The sequence below is a fragment of the Bacillus sp. MRMR6 genome, assembly GCF_001940785.1.
Lineage (GTDB): Bacteria > Bacillota > Bacilli > Bacillales > Cytobacillaceae > Neobacillus.
In genome coordinates, this window is record NZ_MSLS01000020.1 from 65,167 (window position 1) to 83,206 (window position 18,040).

General features: G+C 38.5%; 18 protein-coding genes. 10 read left to right on the forward strand and 8 right to left on the reverse strand.

What is annotated here, in order from left to right; genetic code table 11:
• Window positions 1–19: 19 nt before the first annotated feature.
• On the forward strand, window positions 20–1,237 hold the full coding sequence (locus BTR25_RS17455) for a homoserine dehydrogenase (protein WP_075689323.1): 1,218 nt from the start codon (window positions 20–22) through the stop codon (window positions 1,235–1,237).
• 380 nt (window positions 1,238–1,617) lie between these two features.
• Here the strand turns inward: BTR25_RS17455 and BTR25_RS17460 are convergent, their stop codons facing one another.
• Window positions 1,618–1,800, reverse strand: a complete 183-nt coding sequence (locus tag BTR25_RS17460) for a YfhD family protein (RefSeq protein WP_075689324.1) — start codon at window positions 1,798–1,800, stop codon at window positions 1,618–1,620.
• Between the two features lie 113 nt (window positions 1,801–1,913).
• Window positions 1,914–2,051 (reverse strand): YfhE family protein, encoded by a 138-nt coding sequence (locus BTR25_RS17465; RefSeq protein ID WP_075689325.1) that lies wholly within the window; start codon window positions 2,049–2,051, stop codon window positions 1,914–1,916.
• A 177-nt stretch (window positions 2,052–2,228) separates the two neighbouring features.
• On the opposite strand from BTR25_RS17465, the gene recX reads away from it, so the two are divergent.
• The gene (gene recX / locus BTR25_RS17470) at window positions 2,229–3,038 is read left to right on the forward strand and encodes a recombination regulator RecX (protein WP_075689326.1); all 810 of its coding nucleotides are present in this window, start codon (window positions 2,229–2,231) and stop codon (window positions 3,036–3,038) included.
• Between the two features lie 10 nt (window positions 3,039–3,048).
• On the opposite strand, the gene BTR25_RS17475 is transcribed toward recX, so the two are convergent.
• The gene (locus tag BTR25_RS17475; protein WP_368483002.1) at window positions 3,049–3,717 is read right to left on the reverse strand and encodes an SDR family NAD(P)-dependent oxidoreductase; all 669 of its coding nucleotides are present in this window, start codon (window positions 3,715–3,717) and stop codon (window positions 3,049–3,051) included.
• Window positions 3,718–3,967: 250 nt separating this feature from the next.
• Between BTR25_RS17475 and BTR25_RS17480 the strand changes: the two genes are divergently transcribed.
• Window positions 3,968–4,306: a YfhH family protein gene (locus tag BTR25_RS17480; RefSeq protein WP_075689328.1), complete on the forward strand. Its 339-nt coding sequence runs from the start codon at window positions 3,968–3,970 to the stop codon at window positions 4,304–4,306.
• Window positions 4,307–4,345: 39 nt separating this feature from the next.
• Here the strand turns inward: BTR25_RS17480 and sspK are convergent, their stop codons facing one another.
• Window positions 4,346–4,495, reverse strand: a complete 150-nt coding sequence (sspK, locus tag BTR25_RS17485; RefSeq protein ID WP_075689329.1) for a small, acid-soluble spore protein K — start codon at window positions 4,493–4,495, stop codon at window positions 4,346–4,348.
• Window positions 4,496–4,628: 133 nt separating this feature from the next.
• On the opposite strand from sspK, the gene BTR25_RS17490 reads away from it, so the two are divergent.
• Window positions 4,629–4,898 carry a YfhJ family protein gene (locus BTR25_RS17490; protein ID WP_075689330.1) on the forward strand — a complete coding sequence of 90 codons (270 nt, stop codon included), beginning with the start codon at window positions 4,629–4,631 and terminating at the stop codon, window positions 4,896–4,898.
• Window positions 4,899–4,946: 48 nt separating this feature from the next.
• On the opposite strand, the gene BTR25_RS17495 is transcribed toward BTR25_RS17490, so the two are convergent.
• Window positions 4,947–5,927: a metal-dependent hydrolase gene (locus BTR25_RS17495; RefSeq protein ID WP_075689331.1), complete on the reverse strand. Its 981-nt coding sequence runs from the start codon at window positions 5,925–5,927 to the stop codon at window positions 4,947–4,949.
• A 116-nt stretch (window positions 5,928–6,043) separates the two neighbouring features.
• On the opposite strand from BTR25_RS17495, the gene mutY reads away from it, so the two are divergent.
• Complete coding sequence (gene mutY, locus BTR25_RS17500) at window positions 6,044–7,141, forward strand: A/G-specific adenine glycosylase (RefSeq protein ID WP_075689332.1); 1,098 nt, start codon at window positions 6,044–6,046, stop codon at window positions 7,139–7,141.
• Window positions 7,142–7,264: 123 nt separating this feature from the next.
• Here the strand turns inward: mutY and BTR25_RS17505 are convergent, their stop codons facing one another.
• Window positions 7,265–7,489, reverse strand: a complete 225-nt coding sequence (locus BTR25_RS17505; RefSeq protein WP_075689333.1) for a hypothetical protein — start codon at window positions 7,487–7,489, stop codon at window positions 7,265–7,267.
• A 110-nt stretch (window positions 7,490–7,599) separates the two neighbouring features.
• On the opposite strand from BTR25_RS17505, the gene fabL reads away from it, so the two are divergent.
• From fabL to BTR25_RS17530, 5 genes are all read left to right on the forward strand, one after another.
• Window positions 7,600–8,349 (forward strand): enoyl-[acyl-carrier-protein] reductase FabL, encoded by a 750-nt coding sequence (gene fabL / locus BTR25_RS17510; RefSeq protein ID WP_075689334.1) that lies wholly within the window; start codon window positions 7,600–7,602, stop codon window positions 8,347–8,349.
• 77 nt (window positions 8,350–8,426) lie between these two features.
• Complete coding sequence (locus tag BTR25_RS17515; RefSeq protein ID WP_075689335.1) at window positions 8,427–8,645, forward strand: gamma-type small acid-soluble spore protein; 219 nt, start codon at window positions 8,427–8,429, stop codon at window positions 8,643–8,645.
• 558 nt (window positions 8,646–9,203) lie between these two features.
• A complete protein-coding gene (locus BTR25_RS17520; RefSeq protein ID WP_075689336.1) occupies window positions 9,204–9,461 on the forward strand; it encodes a YgaB family protein in 258 nt (85 codons plus the stop codon).
• A 198-nt stretch (window positions 9,462–9,659) separates the two neighbouring features.
• Window positions 9,660–10,190, forward strand: a complete 531-nt coding sequence (ntdP, locus tag BTR25_RS17525) for a nucleoside tri-diphosphate phosphatase (RefSeq protein WP_075689337.1) — start codon at window positions 9,660–9,662, stop codon at window positions 10,188–10,190.
• Window positions 10,191–10,273: 83 nt separating this feature from the next.
• A complete protein-coding gene (locus tag BTR25_RS17530; RefSeq protein WP_075689338.1) occupies window positions 10,274–12,046 on the forward strand; it encodes an ABC transporter ATP-binding protein in 1,773 nt (590 codons plus the stop codon).
• Between the two features lie 74 nt (window positions 12,047–12,120).
• On the opposite strand, the gene BTR25_RS17535 is transcribed toward BTR25_RS17530, so the two are convergent.
• Both BTR25_RS17535 and BTR25_RS17540 read right to left on the reverse strand, forming a co-directional pair.
• Window positions 12,121–13,191: an FUSC family protein gene (locus BTR25_RS17535; RefSeq protein WP_075689339.1), complete on the reverse strand. Its 1,071-nt coding sequence runs from the start codon at window positions 13,189–13,191 to the stop codon at window positions 12,121–12,123.
• Window positions 13,192–13,368: 177 nt separating this feature from the next.
• Window positions 13,369–17,838, reverse strand: a complete 4,470-nt coding sequence (locus BTR25_RS17540) for a glutamate synthase-related protein (RefSeq protein WP_075689340.1) — start codon at window positions 17,836–17,838, stop codon at window positions 13,369–13,371.
• Window positions 17,839–18,040 lie beyond the last annotated feature (202 nt).

Consider the following 18,040-nt stretch of genomic DNA (forward strand, 5'->3'; position numbering starts at 1 on the left):
ACTTGGGGGGAATCTTCTAATGTCAGTTATTAAAGTTGCAATATTGGGTTTCGGTACAGTCGGAGAGGGCGTTTATAAAACGATTCAATCACATAGAGATGAGTTAAGTGCAGTCCTTGGTAAAAAGGTAGAGGTTGTAGCTGTGTTAGTTAGGAATAAGCAAAAATCAAGAAATATTGCTGAAAGTGTATTAGTTACCACAGACTTTAATGACATATTACAGTTGCCCGAGCTTGATGTAGTGGTTGAAGCCATTGTAGATCGAGAGCCGACCTTTACCATGCTAAAGCAATCAATCCAAAAAGGCTGCCATATTATTACCGCAAATAAAGAAATGTTTGCACATCATGGACAGGAGCTTCTTGAACTTGCAGAAAATCAACATATATCTGTTGGTTTCGAAGCTACAGTAGCAGGTGGGATACCGATTATCCAGACACTTAGACAGTTACTAAAAATTAACCGTGTAAGTGAAATTCATGGAATTCTTAACGGAACCTCCAATTTTATTCTAACTGAAATGCGTGAGAAGAAGCAGTCATTTAAAGACGCCTTATTAATAGCTCAAGAAAAGGGCTATGCTGAAGCAGATCCAACCAATGATGTTGAAGGCCTTGATGCTTTCTATAAAACGATCATCCTTAGTCGAATTGCTTTCGGAGTAGAACCAGAAGAACATAATGTTGAATTGGAGGGTATTACCGCAATCTCAAGTGAACAAATTGTAGCAGCAGAGGTACTTGGCTTAAAATTTAAGCATGTTGCAGTTATTCAAAAAACAGGAACCAAGGTCACTGCAAAAATAAAGCCCGTGTTAGTTGGAACATCACACCCTTTTTATCATGTAGAAGGGGTTGAGAATGCAGTGAATGTTCATTCTGACATTGTGGGTAGTATTACTTTACAGGGTCCTGGTGCAGGAATGTTTCCTACGGCAAGTGCCGTCATCGAGGATTTAGTGTATGTCTGTCAAAACCAGTCTAGAAAAAGTATGGTTATTAATGCACCAAGTCAATCAGTTAATTTAAAGGAGCAAATGAAAGAATACTGGTTTATTCAGGGACTGAACAAGGAATATAAAAATATTAATTTGATAGAAAGAATTGACCATGAAACGGTTATCATAGAAGCGGCAAAACTAGAGGTGGAAAAGCTTAAAGGGTATAATCTAGGGATCCATGCTTATCCTATTATTGGTGATTATGTAAAGGTTCGTAAGGGGCTTTTAGTGATATAGTAGAATACCTTTTTGATCGGAGTTGTACACAGAACTATCCACATTAGAAGTACTATACTATAAAGTATTCCACAGACTTATGCACATTATCCACAGTCCATCAAGATGTTATCCACATGATTGTGTGGCGATGGAAAAGTAATTAACAATATAAACATAAAACAAATTCACACTATATTCACATTTTCACTATAAATATGTTAAGAAACTGTGAAAGTCATTGTCAATAATTCTAAAGGGAAGTATAGTTAAGACAAAGTTTTAGCGAGTTCCAGCTTTAAGGCATAACCTCTCTTGGAACTCGATGAATTCTTTCCCCCTTTTATTGAAAGAAGCAGGAATACCTGCTTCTTTTTTTTATCTATGGTTCGGCTTAGGTCTTAGCGGTTGTTTCTTACTCGCTGATTAGCTGCGTTCGCCCTTGCTTGCGCCTCTAGGTCCGCCTGATCAGCTAACTCAGCTGAATATTCCTCATCCACCCCATCTGTTTTCATATTCTTGGGAACTTGTGGAAGTGAACCCTTATTCTTATCACGAGTTTTATGTCCATGTGCACGACCCAAACTAAAAACCCCTTCCGTTGTAAAACTAAGGTGAACCTATAAAAGGTTCCCTTAACTAGTTTCTACAACTTAAAGGGGTTCATGAATGGAAAAAATTGCTTGAGTTTGTAATATTACAGACGAGTCTTTTTGTCTGCAAAACCTCCGGCACGGTCAGCCATTTTAAATTCACGCTGATACGAGACCTCCTGCATACTAGATAATTTGTATTTTCCTCCGTCCCTGCTATCTTTTTTCTTTTTTCCTCCCATAGCACTCATTCCCTTCAGTAAGTTTTATTTTGTTGTTATTAAATCTTGCGGTAATTATATGTACCTATTCCCATTTTTACCTTTAATAATAGGAATGATACAAGTTTTAGCAAAAATTTGTTTATCAATACTTGAAAGAATGAACATTATGGTAAAGTAATGTGGAGGTGAATAAAATTGGCTATCATTACAAAAGTCACCACTCAACAGAAAAATCAGGACCGCTTTAATGTGTTTATGGATTATGGTAAAGGTGAAGAATATGCCTTCAGTGTCGACAGTGATGTTTTAATTAAGTTTAATTTAAGAAAAGGGATGGAATTAGATGAGTTCTCATTTTTGGAAATCCAATTTGCAGATGATATCCGAAAGGCCTATAACTTAGGGGTTCATTATTTATCAAGAAGAATGAGATCTGAGAAAGAAATCAGGGATTATTTGCTTCAAAAAGAGATAGATGAGCCAATCGTAATTGAGGTACTACATAAACTCTCAGCTCAGAAATATATAAATGATGAGGAATATGCTTTTTCCTATGTAAGGACACAAATAAATACTACTGACAAAGGACCTGAAGTAGTTCAGTTAGAGCTGAAGGATAGGGGCATTACTGAAGATATTCAAAAAAAGGCTATGATGGAATATCCAGTGGAAATACAAATTGAAAAAGCAGCAAAACTCTGTCATAAAAACGCAAAAAAAAATATGAAAGAATCACAGCGAACCGCTAGGCAAAAGCTAGAACAGCTGCTTTTAAGAAAAGGCTATTCCTTTGAAGTGATTAAAGCAGCTCTAAAGGAAGCAGACACAGATAAAGAAATCGATGATGAGATGGAAGCAATAAAATTTCAAGGTGAAAAGATTCAGCGTAAATATAGTAATTACAGCGGCTATGAGTATACTCAAAAAGTAAAACAAGCCTTATACCGAAAGGGATTCACGATGGAATTAATCGAGAAATTCCTATCAGAAAAAGAAGAATCATGACCGAAGATGGTCATGATTTTTTACTTTCAATTATAATGGATTCCTCGTCTAAATGGTCAAAAATAAGTTGAGCCACCTCTTTCGGTAAACGGAATCGGGAAGTGTCTTTTACATGATCACTGCCCTTCCAGAAGGGAGTATCCATTCCCCCCATATACACAGCATTGATTTTGATCCTGCTGTTTTCAAACTCCTTTTGAAGGCTTTCAGTAAATCCTCTAATGGCAAATTTACTAGCGGCATAAACGGCTTCATTGACTTTACCACGTAATCCCGCAGTAGATATAATATTGATCAGTCGTCCTTCTCCATTTTGAAGAAGCATCGGCAGGATTGTTTTAGTCATAAGAATTGTTCCCAGTATGTTTGTATCAAGCATCTCTTTAATTCTTTCATCACTCATCTCGGTAAAGGGGCCAAAATGCCCGATGCCTGCATTATTAACCAGCCCGTAAATATCGTATGTACTGTTCAGTTCGGCTTTAAGCATTTCGATTTCAAAAGGGTTTCGAATATCGATTTTAATTATGTCAGCCGTTCCACCTGACCCTTCTATCTCAAGCCTCGCAGCAGATAATCTTTCGTAGTTTCTGCCAGCCATTAAGATATGAAAACCTTGTTGTGAAAAGAGTAGGGCCAGCTCTTTACCCAATCCAGAACCTCCCCCAGTTATGATCATTGTTTTCAAGAGAATTCCTCCTTAAGTTTCACTTTATCCCGCATTAACGGGCAGTAAGTCCCATACCTCAAGGTTATGAGTGAACACAAGAAATTCTAGGTGGGGGATAACTGCCCGTAAAAGCCCGATAAGTTCAACTAACCATCAGTGGGGGATGAAAAATCCCCCCACTGATGGAGGTTAAACTTTATTTATGGTTTAAATATCACTATACTAAAATAAATAGATGAATGATACGGGGAGTGTTTGTATGCAGCAAGATAAACGCTATAGTACGATGTCTGAACATGAATTGAGACAAGAAATGGCTCAACTTCAAGAAAAGGCTAGGAAAGCAGAACAAATGGGGATGGTGAACGAGTTTGCCGTTTTAGAAAGAAAAGCAATTATGGCCCGTTCCTATCTGCTTGATCCTAAATTATTTATTCCCGGAGAGATTTATGGGATTGACGGTGATCCGGGTCAATATTTTAAAATTGACTATATGAATGGTGTGTTTGCTTGGGGCTACCGCCTGAAGGGGTCTGGACAAGAAGAGGCTCTGCCGATTTCGATGCTTAAGGATTTAACAAATAACAAACCAGAATAGTTCCTGGTTTGTTATTTGCTTTATGCTTACCAGCCGGTGTTAATTTTTATTGCGATGGCTTGAGGCGTGCATTCTTTCCTGAGGATGCGTATTAATGGTTCCATCAGCTCTTCTTGAGGCAAATTCAGCTTTTGCCCGCGGCTCATCTTGCTGCATGTCTTTTGGGAAACCCGTTACTTTATTTCTCATCATTTAACCTCCTTCAACAGGAATGAGAAACGTGAAAGACATTGACACATCTTGCAATGCCTGACACGTGTTAATAGTATTCGACTTTAGCCTTCCGGTTATGTTATAAGAAAATGGCAGAAAGGGTGATATCTTGAAAGCAAATCAAGAAAGACTAATAAATCTGTTGCTAAAAAAGAATGACAAACTCTCCGAGTCATTAGTACGTACGTGGATTGAACTATTGTGGGATGACTTTGAAACAACTCAAGCAAAGGCTGGGAGAGATTACCTTGGAAGTGATATGACGGAAAGAATTGTTCAACAATGGGTAGAGAGCTATGGAAGCCGGCTTGATGAATTTGTAGCCAATAACCCCAAATATAAGCATTTTTTAAATCAAGAAAATAATAAATATCAATAAAAAAACAGAGGATGACTCAGGGAGGGTCGTCCTCTGTTGTAAAGAAGGTTAATTAGGAATAATACTTAGTTTCTTTCTTAGCTTATGCTCACTAAATACCCAGCCTGTGTAGGAACTTACTGGGTTTAACTCAAGGTCTAATTGAACAACGGCAACGAATGGATAGTGGCCATTACTGCGGTAGCGGAGGTCAATAAATCTTACTTCATAATGGTCATCATATTCATCCATTTCCCATCTATATACAGGTGAAAAGGAGAGAAAGGCAGCTAAATTTTTATCCTTTTTAGCAGCCTCCAAGACAGGTGTATTGGGAACAGGAACACGGATAAATTCATCTAAAATTTCAATTTTATGATCGATTCCTTTTCCGACATAAAATTTATCCTCACTCATCGCGGCAATTCTCCACTGATGAAATTTAATAGTTGGTGCAATGATGATTTCTGTCGCATTAGGTATTATTTTTTGTATCTCTTCCAAAACTTTGCGCTGTGCCTTAAAGCGTAAGAGATAGTACCCAATTAAAACAGCAAACATCAGAAGGAATGTATAGCCAGGGTCTGCTCCAAGTACCCAAATGATAATAGCGACAATATGAATGGCGAAGATAATCGGATCAAAGGTATTTATTACACCCAAAGCAACCCACTTAGATGAAAACGGGCGAAGTGCTTGTGTTCCATATGCATTGAATATATCTACAAATACATGAATGAATACTGCTGCAAACGTCCATCCCCAAAGGTGCAGTAGATTTGCATCTGGAAAGAAAGGATAGAGCACTGCTAATATCACGAGAGGCCATAATAATACTGCTGGCATAGAGTGAGTAACTCCACGATGATTTCGTATATAGATAGCATTATTCCTTAATTTTAAGACTGTATCAACATCCGGGATTTGTGACCCGACAATGGTTGCAATTAAAACACTGCTGGCGGTTGCAGTACTAGCTGCTACAACTGGATCAAGTGTAGCAAGTCCTCCTAAGGCTATTCCCATAACAACATGAGTTCCTGTATCCAAAAGGAAAAATCCTCCTTTAATAAGTTCTTGTCAAAACAAACATATTGGCTTATCGTAAATACTTACTATTATATTCCCTTATTTTTAATCGTTTAACTATCTGGAGGACTAAAAGTATGGAAAATGAACAAAAAAATATAGAAAAAATAAATAAAGATAAATTTCAAGAGGATTTAATCTCTTGGTTTAAGGAGGAACAGCGAGAACTTCCTTGGCGTAAGGATCAGGATCCTTATAAGGTTTGGGTTTCCGAGATTATGCTGCAGCAGACAAGAGTGGATACTGTTATTCCATACTTTAATCGGTTCATTGATTGGTTTCCCACGATAGATGACCTTGCCTCTGCAAATGAGGATAAGGTTCTTAAAGCATGGGAAGGGCTGGGCTATTATTCAAGGGTCCGTAATTTACATGCTGCTGTTAAAGAAGTGAAAGAGAAATACAATGGACAGGTGCCAAGTACGCCCAAAGAGATTTCAGAACTTAAGGGAGTGGGTCCATATACGGCAGGTGCAATTTTAAGCATAGCTTACGGAAAAGCAGAGCCAGCTGTTGATGGAAACGTAATGCGGGTGTTTTCGAGAATTCTTTCAATATGGGAGGATATTGCGAAACCATCATCAAGGAAGGTCTTTGAAAAAGCTGTTAGACAGCTTATCTCCCACGAGGAACCATCTGAATTCAATCAGGCATTGATGGAGCTTGGAGCATTAATTTGCACACCCACCTCTCCTTCCTGCCTTTTATGTCCCGTTCGAGAACATTGTCAAGGCTTCCATGAGGGTGTCCAAAAAGAACTCCCAATTAAGACGAAGAAAACGAAGCAAAGAAATGTACAATTAGCCACAATCATTCTCACGGATGAACAGGAAAGAATTTTGATTCACAAGCGTCCGAATAATGGATTGTTGGCTAATTTGTGGGAATTTCCAAATGTTGAAGTCCACCAGTCCATGGTCGTCGACCGTGATCAATTGGTAAATCTATACCGGGAATCATTTAATATGAATATTAAAGTAGAAAAAGCTATAGGTCAACTAAATCACATTTTTTCCCATTTGGTTTGGGATATGACTATTTACGTTGGCACCATTAACTCCGATTACTTACCAGGCAGTGAATGGAAATATGTCTCAATTGAAGAAATAGAAAATTATGCTTTCCCAGTCCCGTATCAAAAAATGTTTAAACTACATCAGGAACTAAAGAAATGAACGCCATACAAGGGGCGTTCATTTTTTAGCTAATAGGAAAGATAAATTTTTTCAAATCTATACTTTCAAACGCATAAGAAAACTAAGCACTCGCCTTTAGGACTTGGCGAATGCCAAGTTTTTTTAATCATAACTTACGGTTGTACCATGTGTATAATCAGCTTCGTTACGTCTAATGCCACCCCGGTTTTCAATTTCTTCAATGATTTCACGATGAATCGTGACTCCCTCACTATTTAAGTAAGGCATAATTTGTTGCAAGGAGTGGTGAAAAAAGGCTAATTCGCTGTCTGACCATTCAGCTTTCCCCATCATCGAAAGCTCTGTCATATCACGACCTACATACATTCTTGTTCCTCCCTTTTCGAAGCGAATAGGTTTAGGTTTTGTAATCGTTTGTCATCTATACATGAAAAAGATAAAATGAAAACAATACATTATGAGAAGGAGATATCGGAATGACACAAAAGGTAGCGCTTATTACAGGAAGTAGCAGGGGAATTGGGAAAGCTACAGCACTTCGACTTGCAGAAGCAGGATATGATATCGTCATCAACTATGCAAGAAGTAAAAAGGGTGCGCTTCAAACGGCAGAAGAAATAGAAGCATTAGGCAGAAAAGCTTTTATTGTAAAAGCAAATGTAGGTGATGTAAGTAAAATCAAGGATATGTTCAGTCAAATAGAACAAGAATTTGGACGTTTAGATATTTTTGTTAATAACGCAGCTTCAGGCGTTCTTCGTCCAGTTATGGAGCTTGAAGAAAGTCATTGGGATTGGACTTTAAATATTAATAGTAAGGCTTTATTATTTTGTGCGCAGGAAGCGGCGAAATTGATGGAGAAAAATGGGGGCGGAAAAATTGTTAGTATTAGTTCCCTTGGGTCTATTCGTTATTTAAAAAATTACACAACTGTGGGTGTGTCTAAGGCGGCTCTTGAAGCATTAACTAGATATTTGGCTGTCGAACTTGCACCGAAAAATATTGTTGTCAATGCAGTTTCAGGAGGTGCCGTTGATACGGAGGCATTAACTCATTTTCCGAACCGTGATGAGCTTCTTCAAGAAGCAAAGGACAAAACTCCTGCTGGAAGAATGGTGGAAATTGAGGATATGGTTAATTGTGTTTTGTTTCTTTTATCTGAGGATTCAAGCATGATTAGAGGGCAAACAATTATTGTTGATGGCGGTATTTCATTGCTTGTGTAAAAAGACGTTTAAAAAAATATTTTTTTAGGATAATCTCCACGGACCTTGGTCATATTAATTTCGTGGAGGTGATTACAATGGCAAACAACTTCAACCAACAACCAAACAAATCTCAATCTGGAACTAACATCCAGGAAGTAAGACAGCAAAATGCACAATCTGCTGGTGCTGGCGGCCAATTTGGTACTGAATTCGCGAGCGAAACTAATGCTCAAGAAGTAAGACAACAAAACCAACAAGCTGAAGCACGTAAATCTCAAAACTCTGGCCAATCTGGTCAAAACCAACAGTCATAATAAAACAGGAGGTACTCCCATACGTGGAGTGCCTTCTTTGTTGTGTCTAGCTCCTGCCCTTGACCAAGCCGCTTCCGCTTTTCTATGGCTAGCTCCAGCGGCTAGCCCCTCGAGGTCATAAGCCAATCCATCAAGAAGGTTAAAGAGCAACCTTCTTGCCGGCTCGTCTTATGCTTGTCGGGTCTGACCAAGCCGCTTCCGCTTTTCTATGTCCAGCTCCAGCGGCTAGCCCCTCGAGGTCATAAGCCAATGCATCAAGAGGGTTAAAGAGCAACCTTCTTGCCGGCTCGTCTTATGCTTGTCGGGGCTGACCAAGCCGCTGCCGCTTTTCTATGTCCAGCTCGAGCGGCTAGCCCCTCGAGGTCATAAGCCAATCCATCAAGAAGGTTAAAGAGCAACCTTCTAGCCGGCTCGTCTTATGCTTGTCGGGTCTGACCAAGCCGCTTCCGCTTTTCTTTCATTCGACAAAACTTCTAAATAGTCTACATAAGTAGTCAAAGGAAAATCACGCTTATTCAAGAATACATAGTAAGTACATTTAAAAAGGCGGTGTGGAAGATGAATCATTTTAACCGTTTAGTTTCCGAACAGATGATGACAATGGAAAAATTATTATATCTTCAATCTGAGCTTGAGCGTTGTCAGGAAATTGAAACTCAATTACAGAAACTTCAAAATGAAACAGAGCTGGAAAGTGTTCAATTTGATATCAATCAGATGAAAAAAGAATTGAAAGAAATCCAAGAAATATTCGAAAAGCAAACAGAAGAGGTCATTCAATCATACCGAGAAACAGATCTTGAACCCTCCATTTAGCAGTGAAATGCTGATTTAGGTCGAAAAATAAGAAAATTTTTAAAAAGAGCCATTGATTTCAATGGCTCTTTTGTTTTAAATTCTGTATTCAACCGTTATAATAATAAGAAATAGTATTTGAACTTTGTTACCATTTGTCGGAATTTGAATATATAGTTAGGTTACAAAGCGTTCAGAAATGAAAGAAGGGGAGAAATCATGTGCGTACCCATCGAAGGGGAACCAATACAAATACATAGCTATAAACACAATGGGCACATCCATCGCGTCTGGGGTGAGACAACCGTATTGAAAGGATCACAGAATTTGGTGATTGGCGGAAATGATCGTACGATTGTAACCGAATCAGACGGCAGAACGTGGATAACAAGAGAGCCGGCTATTTGTTACTTCCATTCACAATATTGGTTTAACATCATCGGTATGATCCGTGAGGACGGAATTTACTACTACTGTAATCTTAGCTCACCTTTTATTTTTGATGGTGAAGCAGTTAAATATATTGACTATGATCTTGATATTAAAGTATTCCCAGATATGACGTTTAATCTGTTAGATGAGGACGAGTATGAACGTCATCGCCGTGAAATGAGATATCCTGATGTGATAGATAAAATCTTGAAAAAGAATGTGGATGAGCTGATTCAATGGATTCGACAAAGGAAGGGTCCGTTTGCACCGGATTTTATCGATATCTGGTATGAGCGCTATTTGACCTATAGACGTTGATTAAAAGATAGTCCTGTTGGTTGTATTCAACAGGTTTTCGTTTTCGTATGGATGGGAAAGTAAATTTAGGAAGGGGGGCTAGTTTGGGCAGCGTACGCAGATACCTCCAATTCGTAAAACCATATAAGTGGCAAATTATTGGTACGATTTTTATTGGTATACTAAAATTTGCTATCCCGCTTGTGATTCCCATGCTTATTAAATATGTCGTTGATGACATTATCGGTAATAATGGGATTGGTTCAGATGAAAAAATAGATAAATTAGTAGTTGTAATGGTAATTATACTTATTGTTTTCGTGGTGCTAAGGCCGCCAATAGAGTACTACAGACAATATTTTGCACAATGGACATCAAGTAAAATTCTTTACGATATTCGTGATAAGATGTTTACTCACATTCAAAAACTTAGCTTTAAATATTATGCTAATACCCGGGCTGGGGAAATTATCTCGCGTGTAATTAATGATGTTGAACAAACAAAAACATTTGTTATAACGGGTTTAATGAATCTCTGGCTTGATATAGGAACAATTGTTATAGCAATTATCATTATGTTCTATATGGATGTAAAACTTACTCTTGTTTCAATCTTACTATTTCCTTTATATGCAGTTTCGATTAAGTACTTCTTCGGCAACTTACGTACACTCACCAAGTCCCGTTCACAGGCACTTGCTGAGGTTCAAAGTTATTTACATGAGCGTGTTCAAGGAATGCCCGTTATCAAAAGCTTTGCAATTGAAGACTTTGAGCAAACTAAATTTGATAAACAAAATAGAAATTTTTTAACAAAAGCCTTAGAGCACACAAGTTGGAATGCTAAAGCTTTTGCTGTTGTTAATACCATTACAGATGTTGCACCTTTAATCGTAATCGGCTATTCAGCATACCTGGTTATTAGTGGAAGCCTTTCTTTAGGGACGATGGTTGCCTTTTTTGCCTATATTGACAAACTTTACAATCCATTAAGAAGACTGGTTAATTCCTCTACTACTCTAACTCAATCATTGGCATCAATGGATCGGGTATTTGAGTTTTTGGATGCTAAATATGATATCGTCGATTCTCCGGTTGCTAGAGAGTGTAGTGAAGTGAAAGGCGACGTTACTTTTAATAAAGTGAGCTTTACTTACAATGAATCAGAAGAATTGATTTTAAAGGATATTAATCTAAATGTCAAAAGAGGGGAAACGGTTGCCTTAGTTGGAATGAGCGGCGGCGGTAAGTCATCACTTGTAAGTTTGATTCCTCGGTTCTATGATGTTACAAAGGGGAGAATCCTCCTAGATGGGATTGATATCCGAGAATATAAAGTCCAAACTCTCAGAGACAAAATAGGTGTTGTGTTTCAGGATAATATATTGTTTAGCGAATCAGTTAAGGAAAACATCCTGTTAGGAAAACCAGGTGCCTCCGATGAAGAAGTGTATTCAGCAGCGAAAGCGGCCAATGCTCATGACTTTATTATTAATCTTTCAAATGGTTATGACACGAAGGTTGGAGAACGGGGTGTAAAACTCTCTGGCGGCCAAAAGCAGCGGATTGCTATTGCCCGTGTGTTTCTAAGAAACCCTCCGATCTTAATCCTAGATGAAGCCACTTCAGCTCTTGATTTAGAAAGTGAACATCTGATTCAAGAAGAGCTGGAGGAATTAGCTAAGGACCGGACTACGTTTATTGTCGCTCACAGGTTATCAACGATTACACATGCAAACCGAATCATTTTAATTGAACATGGTCAAATTGTAGAAGAAGGTACACATAATGAATTAATGAATAAACAAGGGAATTATTATAAGCTCTTCCAAGTACAGCAGCTTGAAAAGAAAGAAGAGAAGACAGTTACTGTATAAAGGCTGCGGGTACAAAAAAACACACGATTCTTGAATAGAAGAATCGTGTGTTTTTTGTTTTTTTAGGAAAAAACCTACTCAGTGTCTACTTTTTCAATGGAGACTTCATTATGGTGATAGGAATGAAAGCTGGAAATTAATGTGTCTAGATGCTCAACATGTTCACCGTAATCAATAATGGAAGAGATAATCTGCAGAGCATTATAATGATCCGGCTTATTTTTTTCTTCTAAATGATAGTTCACAAACACATCGAATAACTCTTTATTATTTAAGCAGATACTCGCTTCAGTTGTAATATGAGAAGTAGGGACTTTACCAATATATCTTAGCATTAGCTGCTCATGATGATAGATAATGCAATCCAACTGTTGCCGAATTATTTGCTCTAGATTCTCTGGTAAATGAAGTAATTCATTTTCATACCGATGAAGCCTTTTTAATGTATCCAAACCTCGTTTAGCGGTAGAATTCATCTGTCTAAAAACCACTAGTTTCCTAGATTTCTCAAAGTCGTTTTTCTTAAAATAACCTCGTTCCTCTTTGTACATTAAATAAAATTGCTCCATTTTTAGTACATTTTCTTTCAGTTTTTCAATATCAGCTTTTAGAAGGTTATGGTCCACATCATGGCGGGTACTTAAACGGATCCATCTAATAATCTCTTCTGTTGTACATGAGATTTTAAGATAAAGCTTATTTTCATATTTAGGCGGTACAAATACAAGGTTTACGATAAAGGCAGAAAAAACACCGATCATAATAGTTGAAAAGCGTACGCCTGCAAAGGGAATAAAATCGACTCCAGGGTTAACCATTATTGAAATTAATGTAACAAGTGACAATGCAATTGTATTTTCAAGTTTAAGCTTAAGGGCTAATAAGATAACAATGATAGCGGCAAGACCAATAACAACAAAATGATTGCCTAACAGAAGTACAAATACTACCGCCAATACAGCACCTATTAGATTCCCTTGAATTTGCTCGACGATCGTTAAGTATGATCTATAGATTGTCGGCTGGAGAGCAAAAATGGCTGCAATCCCAGCAAATACGGGGGAAGGAGAGTGAACTAGCTGAGCTAGATAAAGAGATAAAACAATTGCTATTCCCGTTTTTAAAATGCGGGCTCCTAACTTCATTAAATTGATTCCTTTCAACATGTTGAATTTAAGTAGATTTGAATGGCAAACAATTATGTACTATACATGTAAGTAAATATATTATCAAGGAAAAGTATATGAATTCAAGAGGTAAATGTTGCTGATTTTTTTGAGAAAATAAAAAACCCGTCCACAAAACTTGGACGGGTTTTTCGATCATTCTGTTGATACGGATGGGTCGGCTTGTTCTTTTACTGGGAGAATTTGAATAAAATGTGCTTCGAGATTTTCTAATAGGATACGAAGCTGATTAGCTTCTGCTAATTGTCCGTCAGTCACAAGTAAATCGATATATTTGCTTAATAGTTCATTAACATCTTTTTTGCCGTTTTCATTTAAGCTAGTGACGGATACTTTAGCACCTTTAGCAATTCTTCTCTGAATCTTTTCTTTTGTTAAACCAACTTCTGGCTGATGTCGGACATACACAACTCCACCTGTCATACCTGCACAAATCCATGGTCCAGGATCGCCGAGAACAAGTCCTCTTCCGTTTGTCATATATTCAAACGCAAATCCTTTAATATTGGCATTTGCTCCAATGTTTCCTGCTTCATGCTCTGGTATTGGCTGCTTAACATAGCCTCCGATAATTAAATCTGCTCCAGAAAGACGGATTCCTGCTCTTGCATCTGCGTTTCCTTGAGCTACAAGCAGGCCTTTTTGTGCACCATATCCAAAACCTTTTCCGACAGAGCCATTGTAATAACGTCCGTCTTTTCCTTTTGATTTTAAGATATGGATGCTTCCGCCAAAGGAAGTTTTTCCTACACCATCTTGGCCGCCTCCATTAACGGTGATTTCAATTCCACCGCTATTATAAGCGCCTAAGCCGTTTCCAGGAATGGAACCTTCTTTGTACTTTAACTGGACTGTTGGTAACTGTTGATAAGAGCCATCAAGTCTTCCGCGTACCCGATGACAAGAAACACGGCTTCCTAACACGCGCTGCTCAGAAGTGACGCTTGCAAACTCACGTGAGCTATGCAATTGATCCACACTTGCATCTAGATATTCAGCACCAGCAGCGACTTGCATTTGAACCTCTTTGAAAGATTGAGGTTCTGCCGCTTTAGAAAATTGGCTAATCTCCAGTGTTTTTAATAAGTATGTCAAGTTAAGCTGATTAGTACCCTTAGCTTGCTCTAATAAATCAGAGCGGCCAACTGCATCCTGTAAATTTGTAATACCAACTGAAGCAGCGAGTGCTTTTAATTCGTTAGCGAATGAAGTAAATAGATTCATAAGCCCATTGACTGCTAAATCAAGCTGTCTTGGAACAAAACGACGAAGGCCATGCTCTTTTGCTTGAACTTCTGACTCAATTTGTGTGGCAATTCCAACATGACATGTATCCAAATGACAGCCACGGCAAGTTGTACACCCAATTGCCAGCATTGACAAAGTACCGAAACCAACTCGGTTTGCACCAAGCAGCATAATTTTCATAACATCCATTGCGCTTTTCATTCCGCCATCGGCCCATAATTCAACTTTATCACGGAGACCGCTCTCGAGTAAGGCATTATGTGCTGCTTTAACACCAATCTCCACTGGAAGTCCAACATGTTGAAGAGCATGAATTCTCGCAGCACCTGTACCGCCATCGAAGCCGCTAAGTGTGATAATGTCTGCGCCTGCTTTGGCGATACCAACAGCAATGGTACCGATATTTGGAACGACTGGAACTTTTACAGCAATTTTCGCCTGATCATTACCAGTCTTTAATTCTAGTATCATTTGTGCTAGGTCTTCAATTGAATAGATATCATGGTTGTTAGATGGTGAAATCAAATCTGAACCAAGAGTTGCATTACGGGCTGCAGCAACTTTTGCGGTTACCTTAGACCCTGGTAAGTGTCCACCTTCACCTGGCTTTGCCCCTTGACCAATCTTAATTTCTAGCAGGTTAGAAGAGTTTAAGAGCTCAGCGTTTACTCCAAACCGTCCAGAGGCAATTTGTTGACCTCTTGTTTTTGGATATTTTCCAAGCATATCCTTAATCTCTCCGCCTTCACCGTTCAAACTAATCATATTTAAACGATCCGCACCTTCAGCATAAGCTCGGAATGCAGTTTCGTTCTGTGAACCAAAAGACATAGATGAAATAATAAATGGTAAATCATGTTCCCCCACACGAAGATTTACTTCTTCAGGTGCAACTGTCTTGTCGCCCAGTTTTAATTGTACTAAATGGCGGATTGTTGTTGGATTTGCAGTTTCTTGCTCGCTGATTTTCTCACGGTAAGCACTATAATCACCGGTAGCGGCTACCTCACCAATTGCTTTCCAAATACGCGGGAATAGATGGAAAGTCTTTCCGACTCTTTCTTTTTCATTTTGGTAGTCTTCGGACCTTGAGAAGGCATCCTGCTTCATAGCCTCAAAATCATTTGCAATCTCTTTAGAACCAAAGAAATTAACGATATTTAACACAGCTGCTACATCTTCATGTAAGCCGATGCTAGAGTACAGTCTGCCATATCCGCGCAGTTCATGGATACCAAGCGTTGAAATGACCTTTTCCAGCCCTTTTGAAAGTGCACTATATAAGTTTACTAATGGCTTTGTTGAATCGTCCAAAACTGTTAAAAACATGTAATATGGGCTAATCAAATCAGCGCCTAATCCAAAAAGAGTGACGATATCGTGTAATGAACGAATTGCGGCAGAGCGAACAACTAGTGAACATTGCCTTCTTAATTCTGCCTTTACTAAGGCTTGATCGATTGCTGAAACAACTAAATGTGGATCAATCCAATAAAAGCCTTCTTGATGTGCTTTTCCGTCGTCAAGAACTAGTAAGCTTTTTCCACTGGTTACTGCTTGAACGGCTTCTTCAGCCAGTCTGTTAAGAGCTGTATCGACATTTTCGTCCTTGCTAAATGTGGCAGATAAGAAGGAAGCTAATTTTTGTTTTTGGAAATGATTTACAACTTGATCAAAGCTCGGCTGACCAATTTCTTCTGCACAGCTAAATCCAGCTTTGCCTTCTAATAAGATTGGTGTAGTCAATTCAATCACTGCATCGGGACTTTGCTTCTTAAATAAAGCTGGGCGCTGTCCAATGATAACTCGTGTAGAGAAGTGTTCAGTCTCACGGTCACGGTCAATCGCTGGATTTGTTACTACAGCTACACTCTCTTTAATATAGTCTGCAATATTCTTACGCTCAGGATTAAGGGCTGCAAGTGGTGCATCATGTCCTAAAGAACGAATCGGTTCGACACCTTTTTCAGCCATTTGTTCAAGCAATTGAATATGATCGCGTTCCCAGCCAAATGCTTTATACTGTCCATTATGAATTTTATCAGGATAATTCATGGTTACCGTTTTATCTACACTAGGTATCTGAAGACGTTCACGTGAGCCCTCAATGGAAAGCCTTGTTGAGAAACGGTTATAAACCTCTGTTTGGAAAGTATGCTGTTCGTAAACTTCTAAATCAGTTCCATTCCATTTAAAACCGACCTTTTCACCCGGTGCCAAAGGCTTTGGATCATTTACATACTCGCTTGATGATATAATTCCAGGTTCAGATGAAAATAGATAGGAGCTTTCAATTTCAAGCATCCAGAGAGGGCGAAGTCCAAGTGCATCAACACTGAAAACTGCTTCATCACCAAATCTTGAAATGATTCCAGCAGGACCTTGTGCGAAATGCCCCCAAGCTTCACGCAAATAAGTGTATAAATCTTGCATTTTGGCCGGATATGCTTTTATTTCATTAATAATTGGCGGGAATAAAAGGTCCATAGCTTCAAATAAAGAATAACCTTCCCGGCAAATAAGAGTTTCCATTGTTCGGCTAAGATCTTGAGAGTCACTGCCATCCTTAACAAGTGGAACACCGATCATTCTAGCTTCATCGCGAAGCTTAGCAATGGTATTAATTTCACCATTATGTCCGAGAACACTAAATGGCTGAACACGGAAAAAACTAGATAATGTGTTAGTCGAGTATCGATTATGTCCTAGCGTGATCGTTGAAGCAACAAGAGGACTCGCTAAATCTTTGTAATAGCGTGGAAGAATATCTCCTGCTCCCATTACTTTATAGACAGCATGATTTTGACTTAATGAAGCGACATGAACATCTTCATTCTTTTCGAAGTCAATTAATGCTTCGAAGAGGATTTTAGTCACTTCCTGTTTGCTCTTAGATGATTTACAAGCAAACTGCCAGAAAATAGGGTTTTCTTGAATCGCAATTGGCCCAAGAGCAGAAGAGTCGGTAACCTGATTTGTTTCAAGGATTACATCCAATTCATAGTTTGCAAGCTTTTGAAGCAGTTCTTGTTTGGTAGAATACCAGTTAGCTTTCTGACTGATAAAGACATGACCAACAGCAAATCCTTCTTGATCTGTTATGGAAGGGTCAAGACCTTCATTTTGTAGCTTTTCTTTCCATAGTGCAGTTGGGATGTCGACATGAATACCAACACCATCGCCCTCGCCATTAATAAAACCAGCACGATGATTCATTGTTACTAATGCTTCTATACAATCGAAAATATTTTTCCTAGTAGGGGTCTTACTTTTTTCAAGACAAGCTACAATTCCACAAGAATCATGTTCTTGCTTATGGAATTCTTGAAAAAGGGAAGGGTTCCATCTTTGAGTCATAGTGTTAGGCTTTAGCAGGTTTTCCTGTAAAGCCGTTTCACCTCCTATTTTAACTAAATGAATAGCAGTTTAACGGGGCACAGTGGTAAAGTGATACGAAAAAATAATAATCTAATAGTATCATAAGAATTTTCAGAAATCAAATAAATATACAGGGATTTGGATGAAAAAATATGGGGGAACGCTAGATCAAATTACAACA